Raw genomic sequence first — 22336 nt, 5'->3', positions numbered from 1 at the left:
TATCAATTCAGTTTTCTATACACAATATCCAGCAGATTACCGTTCTTCAGATTCATCCGGTAAAAAGAATCATGAAATTCATCCAGCTTAGAGAGTATGGCGATGAGCAACATTTGCTCAGAATGGGTCAGATTCCCTACAACTACCTTTGAAGCTTTACGGATCTCATCCATATGCTCCTGCAGTATAGCAAGCCCCTTCTCCGTTATTTGAATATATTTCGTTCTTTTATCTTTCTGAGAAACTGTCTGTTCTGCCCATTCATTATGTATCAGGCGATTGATAACAAGTATACCTGAAGATTTTTCATGCACATTGCGTTTTATGAGTTCCATTTTTGTCATTGGTCCCATCATTTTCAGACCGATCAGATATATAAAATCATCCTGGCTTGAAAAAACAGAACTTCCTACTGACCGGGAGTATGTTTTGGCATATCTCCCCATTCGTATGAGTAAAGTATTAATGATACTTTCGGAACTTCTTCCCGACTCCTTCCCCACCCAAGACAGACCTTCGAGTTCAGAATTATCCTTGCAGGAAACATTGACCCATTCTGTAAACCCCTGAATATCGTTACTGTACAAAGCTTTATCTTCATTCTGCTCCATAAATTGCTGAACGAGTTCCACAACTGCTTTTATAAGATCAAAATTCATATCAGATAAATTAGTAAACAAATATACTAATTATAGTTTATAAATATACTTTTTATTTGAAATTATTTTATTCCTTTAATAGCAACAGATTTAAATTAAAATACAATCAAAACACGAAAAACAACACAATCACCTTTAATCAAGCAAATACTAAAAGATTTAAAAAACAAAAAGATATATTTGAGATAGTAGAATTGTTTATTAATAAACTATCATAATGAAATGATTGGTAAGAACTGAAGTAATTTATAAAACAACACAATCAATTCAAAATCACTTCACAGAAACTCAAGTTTATTAAAAAAATACTTAAGAAAAGCGAATTTAAAACACAAATACGACAAATATAAAGCCGTAAAATTAGATTAAACAAAAAATAATTACATCCATATTATAGTGATGAAATCTTTAACTATATAATTTCACCTCAACAGAATCTCTTTATAGAAGGACTATACAGGCAGGTGTAGTATCTGTGTAGATATAACCTGGGTTTAATTTACAAAAGCAAAAGATTTGAAATACGTTTTTTTATCTTAGATTTAATTCACACTTAATAGATAAATTATTTTTTTCTTATATTGTATTCATTATTAATCACCATAAACACCAATATTATGCAATTACACAAAAAGATCTTATTAGGATCATTGATTTCAATGGCTATAGTATCATGTAATACAACAAATGATACTATAGAGGTTCCACAAGAACAATCATCATTCTCAGAATTATTAGCCATACCCACAGCAGATATTCCTGCAGGCTTTGAAAAAACACAAATGTGTAAAGATGTTTACCTTCCCGGAGAAGATAAAATTCCAGGAACAGGTTCAAAAGGAGCTGTTATCACCAGTAAGAAATGGCCCAACGGCAGCGTTATTACGGTGAGCCTTAATGGAGGCACCACTAAAGTACGCAACAAAGTGATGCAATATGCCAAAGAGTGGTCTCAATACGCCAACATCACTTTTAACTTTATTACCAGTGGTACAGCACAGATCCGTGTTACTTTCACCCCCAATGCAGGATCTTATTCATATATCGGAAAAGATGCCCTCAGTATAGCATCCAATAAAGAAACCATGAATTTCGGCTGGTTTAATGATTCTACAAGTGATGCGGAGTTCAGCAGAACAACCATTCATGAATTCGGGCATGCGCTTGGTATGATCCATGAACATCAACATCCTTTGGCGGCTATCCCTTGGGATAAACCAAAAGTATATGCTTATTATGCAGGCTATCCCAATTACTGGTCCCAGGCTCAGGTAGATAATAACCTTTTTGCAAAATATTCTACCTCACAAACCCAATATAGTGCTTATGATAAGCTGTCAATCATGCATTACAGCATCAGTTCAACTCTGACTACCAACGGATTCAGTGTTGGAAACAATACAGTTTTATCTCCTACAGACAAACAATTCATCGCATCAGTATATCCGAAATAAAAAATCTACTTATATTAATAATAGTCTACCTTGTGTATAATCAGGGTAGACTTTAATTTTTTTATAACAGTAATAAAACATACAATCATAAAATTTAGAAAATAAAGCTGAGGGTATATATGCACAAAAAAGCCCCTAATAAAGGAGCTTTTGCGACCTTAAAATTACATTTTCCGAAAACTTTATAAAAGACGTAATAAACTTATGATCCTCAACATTAAAACCCGGAAGGTTTACTTAAAGCCTGTGCAGATCCATTCGTACCTGCAAGATCTTGGGTGTTATCATTAATATTTTGTTTGGTTATAAGATATTTATAAGCCATTAAATACAGATTAACCTTAAAATTGTTGTAAGTACCATCCGGATATAAATAATCCATCAATTTACTATTGATAAAATTGGCTCTAATGTGCCAGGTACCGTTGCTTTTAAATGTATTTACATTGGGAGATCCTTGTTTATTATCATTAATCCCGTTACTACCGTAATCGAGAGCAACTTTTGTAGAGCCATTATTAAGCTGAAAAGAATAATTATGGACAACTACTAAAAATTTGGTAGCGTCTATTTTGGTGTCATAGTCTGTGATTCCCGTTGCCGGAACTCCTGAAATGGTAAGTTTGATATAATTAAATAATCCGCTGCTTTCAAGTGTAGGATCATATAGGTCCAGTGTATTCTTAGAAGTGGCAAGAAAATGTCCTCCAGTTTTATCGGGTTCCCCGGGATTTCTAAGGTATAAAGAGTTGGTATAGCTTGAGCCATTTACATCCAGTGTTTCTGTGGGGTCTGCTGTTTTAATTCCTACTTTTGCATTTTGGGCATTAATGAACAATCCTATCAAAATGATTATTCCAGTGTATATTTTTCTATTCATGATTTTTTTATTGAAGCCCTAGAGGCGTGTTAGTTGAAACTCCTGTGAATGAACTATTTACACCTCCGGTATAGGTTCCCCAGTCTTTAACAAGTGCTTTTTCATAAACACAAAGGGTAAGTGACCATGTTCCGTTCTGGGCAGATGTTGTGCCTGCACCCTGAAAGCTTAAGTTAATTGCATTATAAGTTTTTTCTCCGTCTGTTACGGAAGTCACTTCTGTGGAATATGCGCCAAATGACTTGATACTTGTTGTTGTATTGATGCCTGGTGTAGCATCTGTAAAAACAGCACCAGTGATGGCAACGATATATTTGCTTGTTTCCAATCCTGTATTTAAGTTGACAACATCATCCTGGTTTACATTTTTAAGGGTGATGTTATAAGTATTAACAGGAGCAACGTTTCGAAGGGCAATATCAAGAAGTTTCACTTTGCCTATTGGGTTTGTATCTTTTGAACGGGTAAGAAGATAGTAATTACCTGATGCATACGAATTAACAGTATCAATTACATAGGATTCTATCAGCGTTCCTCCTACAACATCCAGTGTTCCTTGTGGAGTTTTTGTGTTTATCCCCACTTGAGCTTTAGTATAGAAACAAGTACATGCAGCAAATAAAAATGTGATTATCTTTTTCATACGATTGAATTATTGGATTAAAGGAGCAGGTGCAGCACCTGTTCCGGTGGTATTAACGGTCTGTACAGAATTGAATTCTTTAGCATAAGCTCTGTCAAAAACCAGTAAGTTAAGCGTCCATACACCTTTAGGAAGAGCATCATCGGTTGAGAATCCTACATAATCTGCTCTAAGCTTCCAGGTGCCATTTGAGCTGTAAGCAAAAATATCGGGCATAGGAGTAATCCACGGTGCAGTAACTGTATATACCGGCTGAGTAAACCCATGGGAAGCTATGACCACCAAAAACTTGTTTGAATTGATTTTAGTATCATATTCATCTATCCAATCTTTATCATCATCATTGCAGGTGATTTTAAACTGAATAAGATTAATAGGGGCCGGAGAAGTAGGCACAAAAGAATCATTATAAGATGTGATCTTGTTATCAGGAGCCGGAGATTTGATCAGAAAAGAATAATTTTCATCCGGTCCTAGTTTTTCAATCGGATCTTTTAAGGTCATCCCTGAAGTTTTCATGGTGCCATTCACTGTCAATTCCTTTTCAGGATTCGATGTGTTGATACCAACATTCCCTGCGCTTTGAGCATGAATAGGGATCATAGTACCGAGTAACAGTACTGTCGAAATAATTTTAATCATTGATTTGTGTGTTAAAGTATTTTTTGGGTTACAAATACCGAATCTAAGCTTTGAATTTACTTTTCCATTTGGTAATAGTATTTCGGCTTAGTTTAAAGTGAATCGACAATTGTGTGTTATTAAGGTTGTGTTTTTTCTGATAATTCAGTATTTTGAGAATAGATTGATCATCATAAGAACGAAGCTTCTGATTCTCTGAAAATATTTCACTGTTGCCAAAAATCCTTTGATTAAGCTGAATGATATCCAAAACATTTAATTGGCCTTTCGACAGTATAGATTTGCATTCATTGAGCTTATCAGGAAACTTTTTGACAAGGATATCAGAATATATTTTTTTATAGTATGGTGGGGTTACTTTCTGTTTTTCTTTATTCATTTGTGTAATCAGAATCTTAAGTTTATCATTTTTTACCGGTCATTTTTTTTATTCTTTGTGTTTATTTTTTGTTTTTCTCTATCCACTTATACAAGGTTGTTTTAGGAATATTATACTCTTCAATAATCTGCTTTTTAGTTTTCTCCCCCTTTTCAAGCATTTCAAGCATAAAATCAATCACTTCCCTGGTGTAAATATTTTTTCGGAAATAATGCATTTTAGAATTTTCTTTATTTTTTTTGTTTCTGTTATCACCTGATGCAGGGGAATAAAGAATCAGGTTTTGGGAATAAAATCTGAAAAAATCATATTCCAGAATTTTGCACCATTTCAGAAGAATTTCAGAATCAAGGCTTTTAGAATCATACATCGCTAAAATATCCTCGCTGGAACAACTGAAAAATTTGCAAAGCCGCATGATATCTACATCACATTCCAAAACTCGCTGACTGATCATGAGACCAATGTTAATATCTTTAAAATTCATTTAAATAAATTGTATTAAAAGGAAAAGCTGCTGAAAGTCTTTATTTGAGAAAATATTTTTTCTTTTTTAATAATTATTTGCTTTTTTATTTACAGGTATTTTTGTTTAATAGATAATGAATTTCACTATATTCTTTCATTATATAAAGAGTTTATAGATAACAAAATACAAAATGACCGATATGTTTGATTATTTTGAATATTCATATATATTATTACATTTGTAACTTACTTTTACAAAATTAATTGATAGAAACAATCAAAAATTTCAAATCTAAACTGAATTTTGAATTTCACTAAAATTCACAACTGATTACAAATCAATATTTTGAATAAGTTATTTTTAAAAATACATTATGATGGTAACGGATAAGGAATTTATAAATACGTCTGGAGATGTACTGAAGAGAAAATTGATTTCTCAGTATGTGAATTTAATGTCGGGAATATTACTCGTTTACTCTTTGGTATTTTATTTCGTTATTAAAGATTCTTTTTTTGCAACATGTACATTTGCCTATTCGGTTTTAATGTTTTATACATTTATGATCATTCGCAAAAGTTATAATATAAAAGTCCTTGTTCATCTTTATATGACTTATGCTCCGTTATTTGCAGGATTTGTCATGCTTGATTTCTGGAAATATTCTGCTGCTACTGCAATGTGGCTTTTACCGGTACCACTGGGAGCTCACATTTTTCTGGAAAAAAAATACGTTTATATTTATTCTGTTTACATATTTCTGATCATTGTCGCCGTAACTGTACTTAATAGATTATTTGAATTTGACTATTTCAGTCTCAATAATGTAAAGGTTATCGTAATATCTGACACATTTGTTAGTTTGGCGAATCTTGCTGTATTTCTGGTTTTATTATATTACAATGAACAAATCCGAAAATCAGAAATAGAAGAGAATATATTCAATAAGATGTCTTTTTTTGAAGAAAACTATCCGGAGCAGGCGGATATTAATTTTGCTGATGATAACAAAGTTACCGGATCTGTTGAACCCACTGAAAAAGATAAAGAAGAACATGATGTTACAGACAAATATGTTACTTTATTTCAAGAGATAAAAACTATTGTAGAAGAGGAAGCTTATTTTAAACATGTGGACTTTACAATTTCTCAATTATCCAACATTTTGAAATCCAACAATTTATACATATACAAATCAATTAAATTACATGGGTTTTCAAACTTTAATCATTACCTAAATACCTGTAGAGTTGAAAATGTGAAAAAACTGCTTTATGAAAATGATATCAGAAAAGTTACCTTAATGTATATTTATACTGAATCCGGATTTTCAAACCAATCTACATTTAACAGAGTTTTTAAACAGATCGAAGGGGTAACTCCGTCCATGTTTATCACAATGATGAAGGCGGAAAGAAATAAAAATGATGTTAACCTATAATTATTTTTATCTGCTAATTATTAAGACACTTTAAACTGAAAATAAAAAGGTCGGTACATCCATACCGACCTTATTAATATTTTTGAATGCCTTTATTTCCAAAAATTCCATTTTGACCCGTCAAATACAGCAATTGTCTTACTCACGGTATCGTAGCACATTGTTCCTGAGGCAGGACTTTTCATGCTTGTCACGGGATTATTAACTTTCGGCAAAACTAATGCCTTACTCGTGGATTCAAGCACTAATACACCTTGTGCCTGAGAACTTGCAGCACCAATAATGACACCTCCTCCTGTCTCAGCAGACGCATTTGGCATTGTACCTGTAAGGCTTCCGGGGTCTGATAATGATACCCACAGATCATTCTCACGCATTTTGACTCTAAAATCCGTCCTGTCCAGCAAAAAAGTTCCGTTGCTTGCAGCATTCCCCGTAGGAAGAGCATCTGCCATCGGAAGGATAATCCCGGTATTTGATAAAGGAAAATCCAGAATAGCATCTCCGTCTACAGAAGTCTTGCCCATGCCCACCTGTGCTGTCAGGGAAGTAAATCCGGCAAGAATAACGGCTGATATTATTATTGTTTTTTTCATTTTTAATTCATTTAAAATTATTATTCATTACAGCTTCTCACAACACAATGCCAGCTTGTTCCGTTGTACAGTTTCATACATTTGTCCACTGTATCGTAGATAAGCATTCCTTCTACAGGATTGGTAATTAAAGAACTTTGTGTACGTGTAATAACAAAACCTCTTGTTTTGGATTCCAGAGCTAATGCGCCGTTCGGAATATTTTCAGGCCATCCATTTTGTTTAGTCTGGATTGTAATACCGATTTTTGTAATAGTATCGGCAGGAGCGGTATTCGGATCTTTCGTACAGAAACTGAATTTGGCAAACGTAAAAAATTTCCCATTTGGAATTTGGATACCAGGAGTTGCACCGCTCGTTAATTGTATATTCACAACATTGGTAGTCATTGCACTGTCATCCGCATACACCAGATGAGTAGCCTGAATATCGGAAGTCTTTATGTACAGGTTTTGTGCTGTTCCTGTAGATTGCACCCTCCATCTGCGGTTCATAATGTTCTGGGCATTGTAGGCAGTTGTTGCACCATTGTTTCCTGTGATAAAGTAGAACTGATTATTAGCAATATCCGTATGGTTAGTACTGCTGTTTGCATTGATAAAGTTACTGTTGGTGCTGATGGTAATAATGTCCGCCACAGCATCCTGCGATTTTGAGATCCTCTGATGTAAACCTTCAATATCGTCTCTTGCTATACCAATCACGTTGGTCTGATAGGAATTAGCAGCTGTGGACCATACAGTTGTACCGTTGGTATTTGTGTAATTCACAGGAGATGCAAAGGTTCCTAAAGTAATACCATATTTAACAGCCAGATAGCTTTCAATTCTGTTCTGCTCAGCAGGAGTTATCTGCCTTTCATATGCAATCGTTTCCTGATAATCAAATCCCCCTCTCTGCAGGCCTCCATCCGTATCTGTATTCAGATGAAAGTTCCTGCCTGTAAATAAAGGAGGGATATAAGTGGCCGGAACATCACTTTTACCATTTATTTTATACGGATAAGCACTTGCTACTCCTGTAGTATATGCCCAACCTAAAATATTGTTATTGGATGGATTTAATAAGTTGACTAATGTTCTGTCTATACTTGTATTCCATGTAAATAGCCCTGCGGTAGTAGCATTGGAGACATACTGTCCCATTTCTGCAAAATTATAAAGGGAGACCACAGATAAGTTTAATGGAGCTCCACTTACATTCATTTGTACATTATAACCGTCTGAAGGAGAACTTCCGGCACCAGCTTTAGATACACTATAGAATGTTCCTCCGGTTCCTGATGCTGTTGCAGTTGCAGAAAAAGCATTAAGCATTCCTAATCCTGCACCCGCAACCATTCTTACTGCGGGGTTGAAATTGGATCCCAAATTCATGTAGGTAGGGCTTGCGCCATGATTTAAAAATCCTGATAACGCCTGAAGTTGCCCACCGGAAGCAGCTGAATTGTTCCAAGATGTTACTGTACCCCCTTCGGTTGTTGTATTTGTTCCAAAATCAGCTTTATTCCAAACCTGAAGATTATTAATAATTCCACCGGGAGCATACACCTGAGCTGCAAAAGTAAAATACTGATTATTTTCTAATGTTACGTCTGCGTAATTATAGACTGTTCCATTAATGGTCTGGGTATTGAGGGCCATATCTGTAACAATATTACCTGCAGCAAATGTAGGATCAGAAGCATTCTGAACCAGTTTTAAATTGGCTAATCCCTGAGGCCACATTACTCTTACGGTACCTACCGAAGCCGTATTTTGAACTTTCCATACAGTAGCGAAACGGGAATTAATACCCTGAATACCACTGATTGCAACCGAAGGGGTTTTTGCCAAACCATTATCCCCCACAACAAGAAACTGCTGATCTGCCAAGGTTCCGGAATTGGACGCATTCGTGTTGGCCATACCTGTAAGCCCAATCAAAATCTGCTGTCCGGGATTAACACTCATGGATTGCTTTTGGTAAAGTGCAGAACCATCATCTTTACCAATTCCGGTAATATTATTAAGATATCCTGCATTGGTAGCAGCATTCCAATAATTGGTTGTTCCGTTTGAGGCAATATAGTTCCCGGATTTTGTAATTCCGTACTTTAAAGAAAGATAACTTTCTATCTGTGGACGCCCTGCTGTTTGTGTTGTATTATAAATTACAATTTCAGCAATATCAGCATTAGCAAACTGGTTAACACTTGTACCTTCGGCTCCCACCCAGAACCTTGCAGATCCTGCTGTAGCAGTACCATTGTTAAAAGTAGTGGATATTGGATTTCCATTAAGGTATGCCGTAGCTCCGTTAGAAGCTCCGTTTAAAGATTGAAGACGGGTTTCATTTGTAGCTGGAGCGGTTGTTATAATACTACGATTCGTAATCAGCATCCCTCCATCTGAATTTCCACCCACGTTCCAGGTACCTCCGGTTCCGTCAGAATGAGTGTAGAGCGGGTTCGTTGCAGCGCTCAGTTGTTTATAAACGATATATTGAGATGTTGTATAGGGAGATGTTGCCGTTGTTGTTACGTTTTGTGGAATATTGGATGCCGTGGCTAAACGGTCATCTGTACCATCAAATCTTACAGAAGGATTAAAATTAATCTGGCTTAAAGCAGGCAAGGTGGTAGCCCCGCCCTGTTGAGCCAAATTGTATAAAGCAGAAGCACTGTTGCTCCATCCAATCACATTGCTTCCTGCGGTTGTTATTCCAGCATCACCTTTGTACCACAGCTGATGTCCGGTAATTCCACCGGGGCTTTGAGCTTTTGTGAGCATGAGCATATTCATGATCAGGAATATACCCGTTAAAGTATTTGTTTTTTTCACCTTAATTTTTCTTTAAAATTTTAACTATTTAGAATATGTTTTTTACAATAAAATTCAAAAGGTGGAGGGCGGGTCATATGATTTGACAAATGATAATCATTAAAAAAAAGAAAAGTATTATTGACTATTTCATTGTTGACGTGGTCTGAATATCCGTGTATGGATTTTAATATTATATTTTCATTTAAGAACTTCTGATCATAAGTAATATTGAAAACTAATATTGAAACCGCTACCAGTTGTTGACAGGATGAATAGAAATGATAAGGAAAAAGCTTTATAAATTCAGAGGATTTTGCTTTTTGAAAGGTTTTATCTCCTTTTTTAGAAGATTTTGAAACTAATTGCTTTTTCTCTTTTTTAGAATTCAGCTTTGGTTTTTTATTGTTGAATACAAGCTGTGTCCTTTCGCTTAAAGAGTGATTTATTATTGAAGTCTGGCCTTCAAAATTCCTCAGCCTTGCCTGGTTTATTTTTCCGGAGTCTGTCACAAAGAATGTTGTCGTCTCATCAATTGTAATTTGAGTACCTTCTACAAAATAAAAAGACTGAGCATTGAACGTCTGTATCGCTGAAATTAAAAATAACAACAGTGAAACCCTTTTGTATAAGGGCAAAATAGGTTTCAGCAATTGTAATAAAAGTTTCATAATGTGTGTTAGTAAAGGACAAGGTTTATGGGTCTCAATACTTTTTGATTCAGAATATTTTGAATTAAAATGAAAATGAGGAAACTAAGGCTTTAACCGTATTAGTTTGGCGTCTAATTTCAGCGCCTAAATGTTATCAGATTATGGACAGGTTAATAAAGAATAGTATTGAAATTTTAATGATAAGTAGATAGGCATTTATATTGGAGTTGATGATTATATCATAAATAAAAACGAAATTTGTACTGTATTTGAATTGACAATTCAAATGTTATCTTAGTGGCTGAAAAATATATACTGGTTATCTTTATAGGCAAAGATAGTGGCTTGTAAAAGTCATAATTTATCAGCATAAATCAGATTTTTAAATCAGCTTAAACAATATAACACATTGAAAACAAGATAATTATTTAAATCAAATTTTATATTTATATGATTATGCATAATAATAGTATATCGGAAAATACCGAAGATGATTTAAAAAGGCGTTGTATATCTTTAATTGTATACGTATTATGTGTTGGCTTATGTTTATATTCAATCATCATTTATTTTACATTAAAAGATGAAAATTTTGCATTGATTACCTTTATTTATTTTCTTGTTTTATTATATACATTCCTTCTCACAAGAAAGACCTATCATATTAAGACATTAGTTCATCTCTATTTAATTTTTGATCCTCTCTTTGCCGCTTTTATAATGCTCTATTTTTGGAAATATTCAGCAGGGACAGCATTATGGGTATTGCCCATTCCTATTGGTGCCTATGTATTTTTGGAAAAGAAATATGTCTATATATACATGTTATACATTCTGTTGATTGTGATTTTTGTAACGCTTGTAAGTAAATTTTTGACGGATGGAACTCCAAATTTCAATAAGACTGATCTTGCAGATACATTAGTGGGTGCTTCAAACATCGTCATAGTTGTACTGCTGTTATATTATAATGATAAAATAAAATCCGTGAAAATTGTGGCCGGTTTGGAAAAGGAATTAAATTCTGCCAGCAATGGTGAATCTAAGCTGGAGATGAATAGAAATGATAAAAATGAAATTTTAAAAGATGACTTTTCCAGTGATAAGGATTTTAATAAATATTCTGAAATTTTTCAAAATGTTCAAAACATCGTTGAGAATCAACTTAGCTTTAAAGATTCTGATTTTACTATTTCACAGCTATCTCATCAGATAAAGATTAACAATTTATATATTGCAAAGTCAATTAAACTAAACGGATACTCAAGTTTCAGTCATTATATCAATTTTTGCAGAATACAGCATGTTAAAAAATTGATCAATGAAAATGATCTCAGTAAAATTACCTTAATGTATATTTATACATCATCCGGCTTTAGTAGCCAATCAACTTTCAATAGAGTTTTTAAACAAATAGAAGGTATAACCCCCACTGAATATATTTATAATTTACAAAAAAATGTTAATTAAATTTACTTTGTCTTGGCTACGTTAGACAACTTAGAACCGGAATTACAAAATGAGAAGTTAACAAGAAACCTGGGCTTCAGAAAAAGTCGAAAAGGTTTTAGAAGTCAAAAGTTGTGGGCTAACTTACAATATTTTAATTTTAAAATTTCAGGCAAGATTTCCATTATCCCGTGTCTTATTCTAGGAAGCAAAGGCTGAGTCAATTGTATTCTTACGCATTAACAACAGTTTACAGATAAAAAAAGACGGACAAAACATTAAAAAAATGTCTCGTCCGTCCGAGTGACCGCAGAGGTACAATTTTCGAACACTTTTTTAGAAGATTTGGATAAAATTGCTAAACTCTCATCACTCATTATCTCTTAATATAATATATACAAAATGAAATCTATTCGGATTTATATCAGATTTGAATAAAATTGTAAGATAAAGAATAATTAAAATAAAGTTGTAATTATTATACTTAATGGCAAATTAATTTATAATTTTATTAATGGTATTAACTGAAGTTTTTTTAAATGCATTTGAAGAAATAAAATATGAATTAGTCTTGATTTAAAATGAACTCTTTGATAGTAATTTTAGCAAGATTATGTGCTAGTGCTAAAATTTCAGATGCTTCTTCTCTTAAAACATCTATCCCTAAATCTTTGAGTTTTTTTTCTACTTCTAAGGGCATTTCATGAAACTTCACAATAGACAAAGGATCAAAATTATTTGAACCAACAATTGGAGAGCATTTCTTTGGTTTTCTTGTAGCCAATATTAAAAGATTAAATTGAAAAAGGACTAAATAATTTTAATTAACTGAAAACTTTATTAATAAAAAAATTGTTACTAAATTCCTTTTTTCTTACAAGTAAAAATCGACAATAAAAATCAAAAAACAGTCTTACAAAGCATTGTAAGGCTGCTTAAGATTAGTTTAGATTATATAAATTTAAAGCATAAATGATTCTACTATAATGAAGATCATATTAAATACTGACTGGTTAAAAATTAAATAAGTATAATTAATTATGTCTTAAAAAAAGTCCATGATTGTTCTTTTTTCATTCTTTTTCCATATAATCTAATAAATTATGGTAAGAAACTTCTTCTTCCTTTTCAATAGTAAAAGTGATCATATCAGCTATTGTATTTAAAAAATCTCCAATGTCTTGATAAATCCTGCTTGCTATTTTAAGTTTTTTACTTTCTTCAATTGTACTTATTCTATCCAAGTTTTCAATTAAAGCTGTGCTTTCTTCAACTTGCGTCTTCCAGAAATGAATATATTTTATTCTATCATTGCCATTAAAAATTTTGACATTTTCGTGTCTGATCGGAAGTATTTTGCTATAAGATTCTCTTTCATTTAAAATATGTAAAACTTCAGTCATACAATTAAGAGATTTAAGATAATCATCACTAATAATCAATACTGCATAGTCACAAGCTCTTATAGATTCCATAAAAGTTGAAATTTTGTCTTTATACGCAAGATTATGATCATCCATTGATGGATTATATCCCTTTACTTTCAAAAAATTATATAACTTACTAGCCGTTTCCTTTTGTTTCCAACTGTATGATACAAAAATATTCTTAGGCGAAGATTGTAATGAATTAAGACCTTTTCCGCTGAAACCACCATTTTCAAGAAACATCGCCGTATCAATAGATATACCTATATATTTATTATTATAAGATTTTACATACTTGCTTTCTTTCAATTTTTCAATTAGTTGCTCCGCTTCTGAAAGGGAGATCTCATTGTCCAAAACCTCTCTTATCGTATATTTATTAACATTAATTCTTTTAGGATTATCCAACAAAAATTTAAGTATAGTATCCAATTTATCTGCGTATGGCATTATTTCTTCTGTACTTTTTATATTATAATTACTAACTTTTTGAGAAGCTACTTTTTTTATTGCTTTGTAACTGATCTCATATTGAATATCATTAAAAGTGACAATTTCACTCGCTTTCTCTACTTTTAAAACGTACAATTTTTTCCCTTCATAAGTAATAAACCCTCTTTCAATTTTCAATGCAGGAAAGATTTTCACCATTGAATTCTTTACTACAATTTCTACCTGAAAGTCATCACTTAAACCTTTTATAGATATTATATTATTTTTATTTAAAACTCCGAGAACAAGAAGTCCTCCATCAGTATTTGCATAGGCACATATTAATTTTCCAATTTCGATACTTGAAGGTAATAATACTTCGTACTTCAGTCTATTACTTTCAGGTAAGCCAATCTGTTTAATTGCATATTCTTCTAGTGTCATTTTTTCTATATAGGAAATTTCTTGATATTATTCTTTTTTAAAATGTGCCCCAAACTCACTTGCCATACTTGAGTACCATCATCTACCCATAATTCAGCATCGGCATAATCTAATGCATCCTTCTCAGCACCATAGTACACGATTACCTCTCGAGAATATGCTGGTCTAAAAACAATTTTTATGGGATTATTATTTTTGTATACCCCCGCTAAAACTGTGAGAGCAGTATTCGTATCAAGTTCCTCAAGGTCATAATTCTCTAAGGTTTCTAAATGTGCAATTACTCTCTTTCTTGCCTTTTTAATATGAGACTGTGACAAAAGAAACATATCAGTTGTAGGAACAGATTGATGATCAAATAAAGCTTTCAAATCTGTATCACGCATTGCATCTTCCCATTCTTCAATATTTGTTATACCCATTGAGGTTAATATTTCATGCGTAATGGGAAGCAGGTTTTGCGTATCATCATTTATATTTTCAAATTTGAGTCTAAGTTCATTAGCAGATGTAACATCAAAAGCAGAAAGAAGATCTTTTAATTCTTCAGCTTTGTTGATATTTTCTATAATTTCTTCATCATCATATAAAAGGTGTTTATTTTTAAAAAGCGTAGGAAAAAGATATGCTGCTTGAGAAGTATCTTTGTTAAACCAGAATAAAAGCTTTTTAAATGCTTCATTATACTTTTTTGAAACACTCCTATCACTGGACTTTTTATTAACCTCTGAAGTGATTTTTTCTACTGCATATTTTTTATCTCTAATATTTTCAGGATCTAAATCATAATTAATTGATTTATCCAAAAGTTCATCTCTGATATCATGTTCAAGAAGAGCCAAAATATCCTTAAAATCTATTAGTATATCTCCATTATCTTTTTTCAATTGTGATACTTTTTTAAAATTACCATTTTGATTAGGAAAAATTGCATATTTATTTATAATAGTATCATAATCTTTAATCTCTTTCTTTATTAAGTCATAAAATTTATTTAACCACTCCGTAACTTCTATTCCTTTCATTCTTCCTGATAAATTTTCTAAAGTTTTGCAAGCATCTACAAATATTGCTAGTTGTTCCGCTGTCAATTTGCCAGACTCTTTCCAATTTAATTTATACCAAAGTTCAATATCCGAAAATTGTGGTAGTTGATATGGAAACCAATAATTAGAAATTTCCCATATTTCGTTTCTTATTTCTTTACTTGCAGAATTAGGAAACCAAGAATAAGTTCTGCCTTCTGCATTTAAAATCGAAATAAGATTTCCAGTAGCATTTGTTACGATAGGAATATGAAGCAATTTTTCACGAATAGGAGTAACTACTTCCTTTATATACCATTTATTATCTACCCAGTCATAATCCTCTGAAATTGCTTTTATTTGTGCGAGTAAATGAAGATTTTTCCAGTTATTAGTAAAAGCAAAATCCAGCAACTTGAAATAGAGCGACTTGGCTTCATTGATAATACTTTTATTTTCATCTATTCGTGGATTAACTCTTTCTGAGGAAGTTAAATATATTCCATCTCGTGGATCAGTTGGATTAAAATTTGGATTATTAATTATTATTGGAACGTGGAATTTTTCAGTCCCTACTAACGGAAAATCACAAAACAATCTCGGTACCTCTTCATCAATTGGTAATAATGAAATAGAATCCGCATCCTTTTTTATAGGCATTGCAATAGAGGTTAGTCCAGAAGAACAAACAACTATGCTATAAATTGTCTCTTCAATCAAATCAGTATCTATTAGTTTTACTGTATGTAAACTAATTTCATCGCTAATTTTTTCAATTTCTCTATTTCTAATAAATAAATGAGAAGATGATACTATTTCAATTTTCTCTATCTCTGGGACAAATATAAGTGTGTATGGAAGACAAATTTCTAAATTATTTAGACCTGATTCGGCAACATTAACACTAATTTTATCCTGTAAGGGATATACAAATTCCGTATTGAAATCCCCTTCGAGGTATTCTGCATAAATAGGAGCATTATCTAAATCTTCTACAGATTCTTTAGACTTTTTCACAGCTTCAGTAATATCTTCTAAGTCAAAGCCACTTCTATCTAATTGCAGTTCAAATTTTCTGTAATCCAAATCAGGTTCTTTAGCAACTCCTTTAACGGTAACAATTTCTGATAACAAGTGAGTTGTCAAAAATCCTGTCCCGAATTTACCAGTAGTTTTACTCTTTCCTTCTTCTGATCTGCTTCTGCTTTTAGTTGATATCTGCTCTATTAAAAAACGAATATTATCTGCAGTAAACGGCTTACCGGTATGTTTAAAACTTACATATTCCGGCTGGTAATCTATTCTTATCTGAACTCCTTTGTCTAAATGTACATCTTTTGCATTTTGAATCAATTCCCAAATCCATCTTTTAGGTGTAACTGGGGATTTTTCTACGAGTGAGCGTAATTCACCCATTTCTTTGGAAATTTTAGTTGCTATGATTTGATGGTGTGCTTTCTGCTCTAAAGAGTCAAATCTCGATTTATAAGACATTAATATAAAGGTTATAAGTTTTAGTCAAATTTACAAATAACATAATATTTAATTAGATTTTTTGCCAACTATCTTTTTCTTTTCACCTCTTTATTCTCAAAATTTACATTAACCTGTGTTTTGACTAATGACTTGTCGAATGAATTCTTATCATCAATGTCTTTATTCGTAGATACGCAAAATAAAGTTCTATTTTCATCCAATCTCTCTTTGAACTTGCAACTATTTTTGAGACAAAATTCTTATACTCTTTATGCTACATTTTAGATTGATTAGACATTAAATTTTGATACTCTCTTATGGTTAAATTTCCTAAAGTTGAATGCCTTCTGTAAGTGTTGTAAAATGTTTCTATATATTCAAACACAGAGTTTTTGGCATGATCCCTAATTTCATATTTATTTTGATAGACAAGTTCGGCTCTCAGAGTTTTAAAGAAACTCTCCGCGACAGCATTGTCATAGCAATATATTGCTTTATTTCATTCTTTCCTGTTTAAGATAATCATATCTTAATTTCAGCCATTCCAAATGTTGCTTCTTAAATTGTCTTCGATCAAGCTCTTTGCTTACAATTTTATCAAGAACAGCTTCAACTTGTTCTGTAAACTGTCTCATAGTAGCAATAAGATCTACCTCTTCAATTTCTTTTTTTCTTCCTATCAGACTTAAATTACTACCCCATTTATCAATACTTGTCATTGCTATTCTATAAAAATCTGGTTCTTCGCCTTCTCCGGCTTGTATATAGCTGGTTGTATGCGACCCCAGTTTATTTCTAAGTTCAATTATTTTTGCTGATTTCAGATCAACTCTAATTTGTTTTTGGCCATCAAGATTAAATAATCTTATCAGATCAGTAATAGCACCTAACTGAAGATAGTAAGCATTCAATACTCCGTAAAGCCTTAAATATTGTTCCCCGTGGGAATTAGACTCGGTAATTAATCCATTTTTAAAAACTTCATCGATAGCATATTGTGAATCCTCCAGTAAATCTATACAAGCTCTGAATAAGTCCGGATCATAATTTTTCTCAAATTTCAGCACTTTTGTTAATTTACTTTGATATTCATCCTCATCAGAAAAATTTTTCACAGGTACATATCTTAAAATTCCTAAAAGTATTTCTGCATAAATAGCCACCGTTGAGGTAGAGTCCAAATATTCTTTATCAGTCATATTTAATTCTATAATTTATATTAATATCCGATCTATTTTTCAATGTTAAACAGTGGGTTTAACAAATTGCATTGACTGATTCCCCATTCATAGTATTTTGCCTCATTTTCTGTGTATAAATTGCTTTCAAGAAGATACCTTTTTCTTTCATTTAGATAGTTTAATATTTGTTGTGATTTCTCAAAGTTTTCAGCATCCATCATCAATTTTTCGATCTCTCTTTTTTCCTCTTCAATCTTCTTTTGTTTCTCTTTCTCCTGCTCCCTGATAATGGCCTGTTTCCGCCAACTTTCTTTTAACTCTAAATGATATTCATGCGAATACTTCGCATAAAGTTCAATATATGCCACCACACGAATTAATTTTTCTTCCATAGCAGAATATGGGGTGTCTTTCCATTCTTTACGGTTCCAAGTATCTTCATACATTTGCACGCACAAAAATTCTGTCATCACGAAATCTCTTGAAGGATATTTACTATCATCATTCGTCACATACTTTCCAACATTTCGAATACTTAAATGAATTTCTCGACCTAAAATTTTTATAATATTTTGATCATTAATGTCAAAACCGAAATGATGATCTCTGAATTCAATCAGTTTGACCAGAAAATCTACAATAAGTAATGTCCGCGACAAATTCTTCTTATCAACTGCTATGGGTATAATTAATTTCTTCTTTGCTTTCTTTTCCCAATAGTTCTCAGCGGACTCAAACCAATCTTTAGTATTTGATGTAATCTCGTGAGGGCTCGATAATCTTTTTAAAAACTTTATGGGAGCGCCTTTATCATTTTCGATCTCCTTTATTCTGTCTTCAATTTCTTGTCTAGGTATGGTTTTAAACATAATAAATCCTTAGTTTATATTAACAATATTATAGTTTTGAAATCGTAAGTTATTTTATCCTATTTTAAACAATTACTCTTTCTATCATTTTCACATAAGTCTAGATTTTTTTTATCTTTTCAGTATCTTCTGTACGACGGTTATCTGATCTTGTCTATAGTATAATTATTTTTAAACCTCTAAATGCAAAATACCTCGTCCTATGTCCTTCCTAGATTTTTCAGATTAAATATAATGATAGTTTCTAAAACAGAAATCATTTCAACTCATTTGCAGTTACCGATTAAAGCTATTGCGAATCAGTTCGTGAACATCAGACAGTTTATAATACAGTTTTCCGCTAATTGTATAATAAGGAAGTTTTTTCATAGACCGATATCGCTGTAAGGATCTTGAACTAATTTTAAGCAATTGTAATACATCCTGATTGTCGAGTAGCTGCTCTCCATCGATGGCTGTCAATTCATTCTGCTTTGTATTTAATTTCTCGTGAAGAATATCAAATCGACTCATGATTTTCTCCATCCATCTTATAAATTCTGCTCTTTCAATATTCATTTTTAAACTATTTAAAGGTTACAAAAAGTGGCTTTACCAAAAGCTAACATTCTCCGGTTCTAAATATTGCTTTACAAAATTGACATAGTTCATCGTAAAAAAGTCACTACTTTATCGTAATACCGATAAAAAAATTAAATATTTTCACTGTCAATAAAATACTGGTTGAGATTATCCGTTAGTAATTGAAGAAATTTAGTCGTTCCACTTTTTCGGCTTCTGATTTCAAATATCGTTTTATGGTAATTACCTAGATCAATTTTGAACGTCTTTTCAGTAAACTTCATAATTTCACTCAGTTCGATATTACCTCCGTTGAAACAACGCATTTTATGCAGTCCGTAGATCAATTCAATTAAGGAAACCTTTGTTGCAGACCATACGATATTTTGATTTTCTAATTGATTAGCAACAATACTATCGACAGTCTTTGATGTCATACGCTTATAAAACATTTCCAGTTTCTCGTATGCCAAAATTTGTGCTACCTGATGATCATGCGAAGTGGTAAACGACTCATCGTAATTATAAAATGTCTGCGGCATTTTCATTTTCATATCGAAAGAATTCCTTACAAAATACTTATGATCCATATAAGTAGCTTTCCTTCGACAGTAGCTGTAAAACTCTGCATTTTCCTCATAAAATGCATTGAGTTTTTCAATTTCATTTTCGTAATATTTTCGTAATATCTTTTGGCCAGCTATTGGGCGACATGTTTCCACGTTTAGTACAGTTGAATGATAGATATAAAGAGAAATAAACTGTGGTTTCATTTGTTTAAAGAAATAGATCTCCTCAGCAATATTTCTAAAATTATATTTTGAAATCAATATTTTGAGATGCCTTGTTACTTCATCGATTTCCATTAAACTCAGTTCTGAAATTGCAATAGTCTCTTGTTCCTCTAATTCAATTTCACTGAGTCTCTGTTTAAGTTTCTCAAGCATTTCTGCGATCTGTTTAAAGATATCAATTTGTTCCATGTCCCTTTTTTAAAGGAAATTACAAACTTTCATTCAAACAGTAAAAAATTACAATTTTAAAAATCAAATATCTGAATTTGCTATTATGCCTGACTTAACAGCCAATTAATAAATCGCTAATTATATAGTATAACCGATTTCTTCCTTTCTTTTCTTAATATAATCTTTAGGGCGTATTCCGTTTATCTCATAAAACAGGGCTGAAAAGTTCTGCCTTGCTGCAATTCCGCATTCTTCCGCTAAAGCCTCTATCGTATAATTTAAGTATTTCTTATTGGTATTCAAAAGATTAGTAATGTAATTGATTCTGAGTTCTGCCATGTAACGTGTAAAGCTCATCCCTTTATTTTCATTGATTAAAATAGATAAATAATGAGAGTTCGTTCCCAGTTTTGTTGCTACACTTTTCTGAGTTAACCCTTTCTTGGTAAAATTTAAAGTCTCTTCGAAGACCTTTAGCTTTTCAAGTAATTCTTCAGTTAATTCAAGTGATAAAGATGTCTTTCGTATGGGAATATCATGAAAAGTTTCTTTATCATTTCCTAGTTTACTGCTATTAAGTTTTTGTTGTAACGTTTCATACTGAATCTTGATCTTACGATCATGATAGAAGCGAATACAGAAAATAATGATAATCACTGCCGAAATTCCAATGAGAACAAGCGCATTATGTAATTTCCTCTTTGCCTTTCTCTCCAGACTCTCTTTTTCTTTTTTCAAAGATTTTACATCGTATTCTTCAGAGATTTTCGAAGCAATGTATGAAAAGTCTTTATTGATCATACGATCAGCTTTTAAGAGCTGATTGGTATAATACAACTGCTTCTGAACATTATCTGTTTTTGAAGCATCATTGATAAGATAACTATAGCAATCCGCTGCCTCTGGCAAAATAAACTGTTGTTTGCTAAATATGGAATCGATTTTCATGAAATTTCTCATTGATTTTTCAATTTCATTTTCTGCAAAGTACATCTTTCCAAGATGAAGGTAAATAATTGAGCAGGTGGCAAAGTCATTTCTTTTCACTATTCCGGGTAATGCATTTGTAAAGTTTCTTTTTGAATTTTTGTAATCTTTCTTATTAAAATAAACGAGTCCTTTACATTTTAGAAAATAGCTATTTTCCAGAAAGTAATCCTGCTTATTCGCTGTATTTTTAAGTCCGAGGTTAGCTAAGCTATCAACCTTATCAAATTGTTCCAGATATTGATAGGCAACAGCCAATTGATGTAAACTGTTATAATAGCCTTTTTTATAATTATATACTTCATTTTGATGCAGTTTTTTTTCTAACGAGGATTGGTAAAAGTGTGTACAATCTAAAAAATGCTGCAATGCTTTTTCGTAGTAGCCAAGGTGGCTTTTAACAATTCCTATGTGATAGATTACTTTGTATTTATGATATTCGTCTTTAGAATTTTCAGCAAATTGGTATGCTTTAAGATATTGATCTAAAGCAGGTTTATATTTTCTTACATTAAAATAAAATAGAATTCCTTTACTAAGATAAGCCCTACTTATTTCAGCAGAATCATTCAAAGCAATGGCTGCCTGAATCGTACTGTCGGCATATTTAAATTTTTTATCCAGTGATATGCAATATTGACGGGCGTCACGGTATCCCTGAACAAGTTTTTCCTGGTTATTCTCCTTTTTAGCTTTATTAATGTACAATTTAACGAAAGGAAGCGCTCTCCGATCGTCATTTAACATTTTTTCATAATTCTTTCGAATATCGCCGTATGTTTCAGCACTGTTTTTTTGAGAATATACCCACAGTGAAAACAGCGAAAATACAAATAGGAAATATTTAAACTTTTTCATAGCTCTTTATATTAACCACACCTCTCAAAAATAGCCATTTTACAA

21 protein-coding genes are annotated in these 22336 nt (G+C 32.2%); 3 read left to right on the top strand and 18 right to left on the bottom strand.

Features of this window, described 5'->3' with window-relative positions:
* Nucleotides 1-2: 2 nt before the first annotated feature.
* Nucleotides 3-659: a MarR family winged helix-turn-helix transcriptional regulator gene (locus ACTJJF_RS03065; RefSeq protein WP_440698652.1), complete on the bottom strand. Its 657-nt coding sequence runs from the start codon at nucleotides 657-659 to the stop codon at nucleotides 3-5.
* Nucleotides 660-1276: 617 nt separating this feature from the next.
* Between ACTJJF_RS03065 and ACTJJF_RS03060 the strand changes: the two genes are divergently transcribed.
* Entirely contained in the window at nucleotides 1277-2113 is an 837-nt protein-coding gene (locus tag ACTJJF_RS03060) for a M12 family metallopeptidase (RefSeq protein ID WP_312300798.1), read from the top strand.
* A 217-nt stretch (nucleotides 2114-2330) separates the two neighbouring features.
* Here the strand turns inward: ACTJJF_RS03060 and ACTJJF_RS03055 are convergent, their stop codons facing one another.
* The 5 genes from ACTJJF_RS03055 to ACTJJF_RS03035 form a co-directional block, all read right to left on the bottom strand.
* Nucleotides 2331-2993 carry a hypothetical protein gene (locus tag ACTJJF_RS03055; protein WP_312300801.1) on the bottom strand — a complete coding sequence of 221 codons (663 nt, stop codon included), beginning with the start codon at nucleotides 2991-2993 and terminating at the stop codon, nucleotides 2331-2333.
* 7 nt (nucleotides 2994-3000) lie between these two features.
* Entirely contained in the window at nucleotides 3001-3636 is a 636-nt protein-coding gene (locus tag ACTJJF_RS03050) for a hypothetical protein (protein ID WP_440698651.1), read from the bottom strand.
* A 9-nt stretch (nucleotides 3637-3645) separates the two neighbouring features.
* Nucleotides 3646-4278, bottom strand: coding sequence for a hypothetical protein (locus ACTJJF_RS03045; RefSeq protein ID WP_440698650.1), 633 nt, complete (start codon nucleotides 4276-4278; stop codon nucleotides 3646-3648).
* A 43-nt stretch (nucleotides 4279-4321) separates the two neighbouring features.
* On the bottom strand, nucleotides 4322-4657 hold the full coding sequence (locus ACTJJF_RS03040) for a helix-turn-helix domain-containing protein (RefSeq protein ID WP_312300810.1): 336 nt from the start codon (nucleotides 4655-4657) through the stop codon (nucleotides 4322-4324).
* A 61-nt stretch (nucleotides 4658-4718) separates the two neighbouring features.
* Nucleotides 4719-5114: a helix-turn-helix domain-containing protein gene (locus ACTJJF_RS03035; RefSeq protein WP_312300815.1), complete on the bottom strand. Its 396-nt coding sequence runs from the start codon at nucleotides 5112-5114 to the stop codon at nucleotides 4719-4721.
* A gap of 385 nt (nucleotides 5115-5499) precedes the next feature.
* On the opposite strand from ACTJJF_RS03035, the gene ACTJJF_RS03030 reads away from it, so the two are divergent.
* Nucleotides 5500-6567 (top strand): helix-turn-helix domain-containing protein, encoded by a 1068-nt coding sequence (locus ACTJJF_RS03030; RefSeq protein ID WP_440698649.1) that lies wholly within the window; start codon nucleotides 5500-5502, stop codon nucleotides 6565-6567.
* A gap of 92 nt (nucleotides 6568-6659) precedes the next feature.
* Here the strand turns inward: ACTJJF_RS03030 and ACTJJF_RS03025 are convergent, their stop codons facing one another.
* From ACTJJF_RS03025 to ACTJJF_RS03015, 3 genes are read right to left on the bottom strand one after another with little or no spacing between them, the layout of a single operon-like run.
* Nucleotides 6660-7163 carry a hypothetical protein gene (locus ACTJJF_RS03025; RefSeq protein ID WP_440698648.1) on the bottom strand — a complete coding sequence of 168 codons (504 nt, stop codon included), beginning with the start codon at nucleotides 7161-7163 and terminating at the stop codon, nucleotides 6660-6662.
* A 20-nt stretch (nucleotides 7164-7183) separates the two neighbouring features.
* Nucleotides 7184-9985, bottom strand: coding sequence for a hypothetical protein (locus ACTJJF_RS03020; RefSeq protein WP_440698647.1), 2802 nt, complete (start codon nucleotides 9983-9985; stop codon nucleotides 7184-7186).
* A 20-nt stretch (nucleotides 9986-10005) separates the two neighbouring features.
* On the bottom strand, nucleotides 10006-10635 hold the full coding sequence (locus tag ACTJJF_RS03015) for a hypothetical protein (RefSeq protein ID WP_440698646.1): 630 nt from the start codon (nucleotides 10633-10635) through the stop codon (nucleotides 10006-10008).
* A 432-nt stretch (nucleotides 10636-11067) separates the two neighbouring features.
* Here ACTJJF_RS03015 and ACTJJF_RS03010 point away from each other — a divergent pair, with 432 nt between their 5' ends.
* Nucleotides 11068-12087, top strand: coding sequence for a helix-turn-helix domain-containing protein (locus ACTJJF_RS03010; RefSeq protein ID WP_312300828.1), 1020 nt, complete (start codon nucleotides 11068-11070; stop codon nucleotides 12085-12087).
* A gap of 544 nt (nucleotides 12088-12631) precedes the next feature.
* On the opposite strand, the gene ACTJJF_RS03005 is transcribed toward ACTJJF_RS03010, so the two are convergent.
* The 9 genes from ACTJJF_RS03005 to ACTJJF_RS02965 all read right to left on the bottom strand — a co-directional run bounded on the left by ACTJJF_RS03005 (nucleotide 12632) and on the right by ACTJJF_RS02965 (nucleotide 22291).
* Nucleotides 12632-12850 carry a hypothetical protein gene (locus tag ACTJJF_RS03005; protein ID WP_440698645.1) on the bottom strand — a complete coding sequence of 73 codons (219 nt, stop codon included), beginning with the start codon at nucleotides 12848-12850 and terminating at the stop codon, nucleotides 12632-12634.
* A gap of 289 nt (nucleotides 12851-13139) precedes the next feature.
* Nucleotides 13140-14369: a TIR domain-containing protein gene (locus ACTJJF_RS03000; protein ID WP_440698644.1), complete on the bottom strand. Its 1230-nt coding sequence runs from the start codon at nucleotides 14367-14369 to the stop codon at nucleotides 13140-13142.
* Between the two features lie 5 nt (nucleotides 14370-14374).
* Nucleotides 14375-16888: a sacsin N-terminal ATP-binding-like domain-containing protein gene (locus ACTJJF_RS02995; protein WP_440698643.1), complete on the bottom strand. Its 2514-nt coding sequence runs from the start codon at nucleotides 16886-16888 to the stop codon at nucleotides 14375-14377.
* Nucleotides 16889-17144: 256 nt separating this feature from the next.
* Nucleotides 17145-17360 (bottom strand): IS3 family transposase, encoded by a 216-nt coding sequence (locus ACTJJF_RS02990; RefSeq protein WP_440699225.1) that lies wholly within the window; start codon nucleotides 17358-17360, stop codon nucleotides 17145-17147.
* A gap of 4 nt (nucleotides 17361-17364) precedes the next feature.
* Nucleotides 17365-18069 carry a hypothetical protein gene (locus ACTJJF_RS02985; protein ID WP_440698642.1) on the bottom strand — a complete coding sequence of 235 codons (705 nt, stop codon included), beginning with the start codon at nucleotides 18067-18069 and terminating at the stop codon, nucleotides 17365-17367.
* Nucleotides 18070-18101: 32 nt separating this feature from the next.
* On the bottom strand, nucleotides 18102-18920 hold the full coding sequence (locus tag ACTJJF_RS02980; protein WP_440698641.1) for a hypothetical protein: 819 nt from the start codon (nucleotides 18918-18920) through the stop codon (nucleotides 18102-18104).
* A 276-nt stretch (nucleotides 18921-19196) separates the two neighbouring features.
* Entirely contained in the window at nucleotides 19197-19478 is a 282-nt protein-coding gene (locus ACTJJF_RS02975; RefSeq protein WP_253316708.1) for a helix-turn-helix domain-containing protein, read from the bottom strand.
* 134 nt (nucleotides 19479-19612) lie between these two features.
* Nucleotides 19613-20464 carry an RteC domain-containing protein gene (locus ACTJJF_RS02970; protein ID WP_440698640.1) on the bottom strand — a complete coding sequence of 284 codons (852 nt, stop codon included), beginning with the start codon at nucleotides 20462-20464 and terminating at the stop codon, nucleotides 19613-19615.
* Nucleotides 20465-20584: 120 nt separating this feature from the next.
* On the bottom strand, nucleotides 20585-22291 hold the full coding sequence (locus ACTJJF_RS02965; protein WP_343679413.1) for a helix-turn-helix domain-containing protein: 1707 nt from the start codon (nucleotides 22289-22291) through the stop codon (nucleotides 20585-20587).
* Nucleotides 22292-22336: the final 45 nt, after the last annotated feature.

This window comes from Chryseobacterium sp. 22458, assembly GCF_052044975.1.
Lineage (GTDB): Bacteria > Bacteroidota > Bacteroidia > Flavobacteriales > Weeksellaceae > Chryseobacterium.
This window is presented reverse-complemented; position numbering and strand designations above follow the sequence as displayed.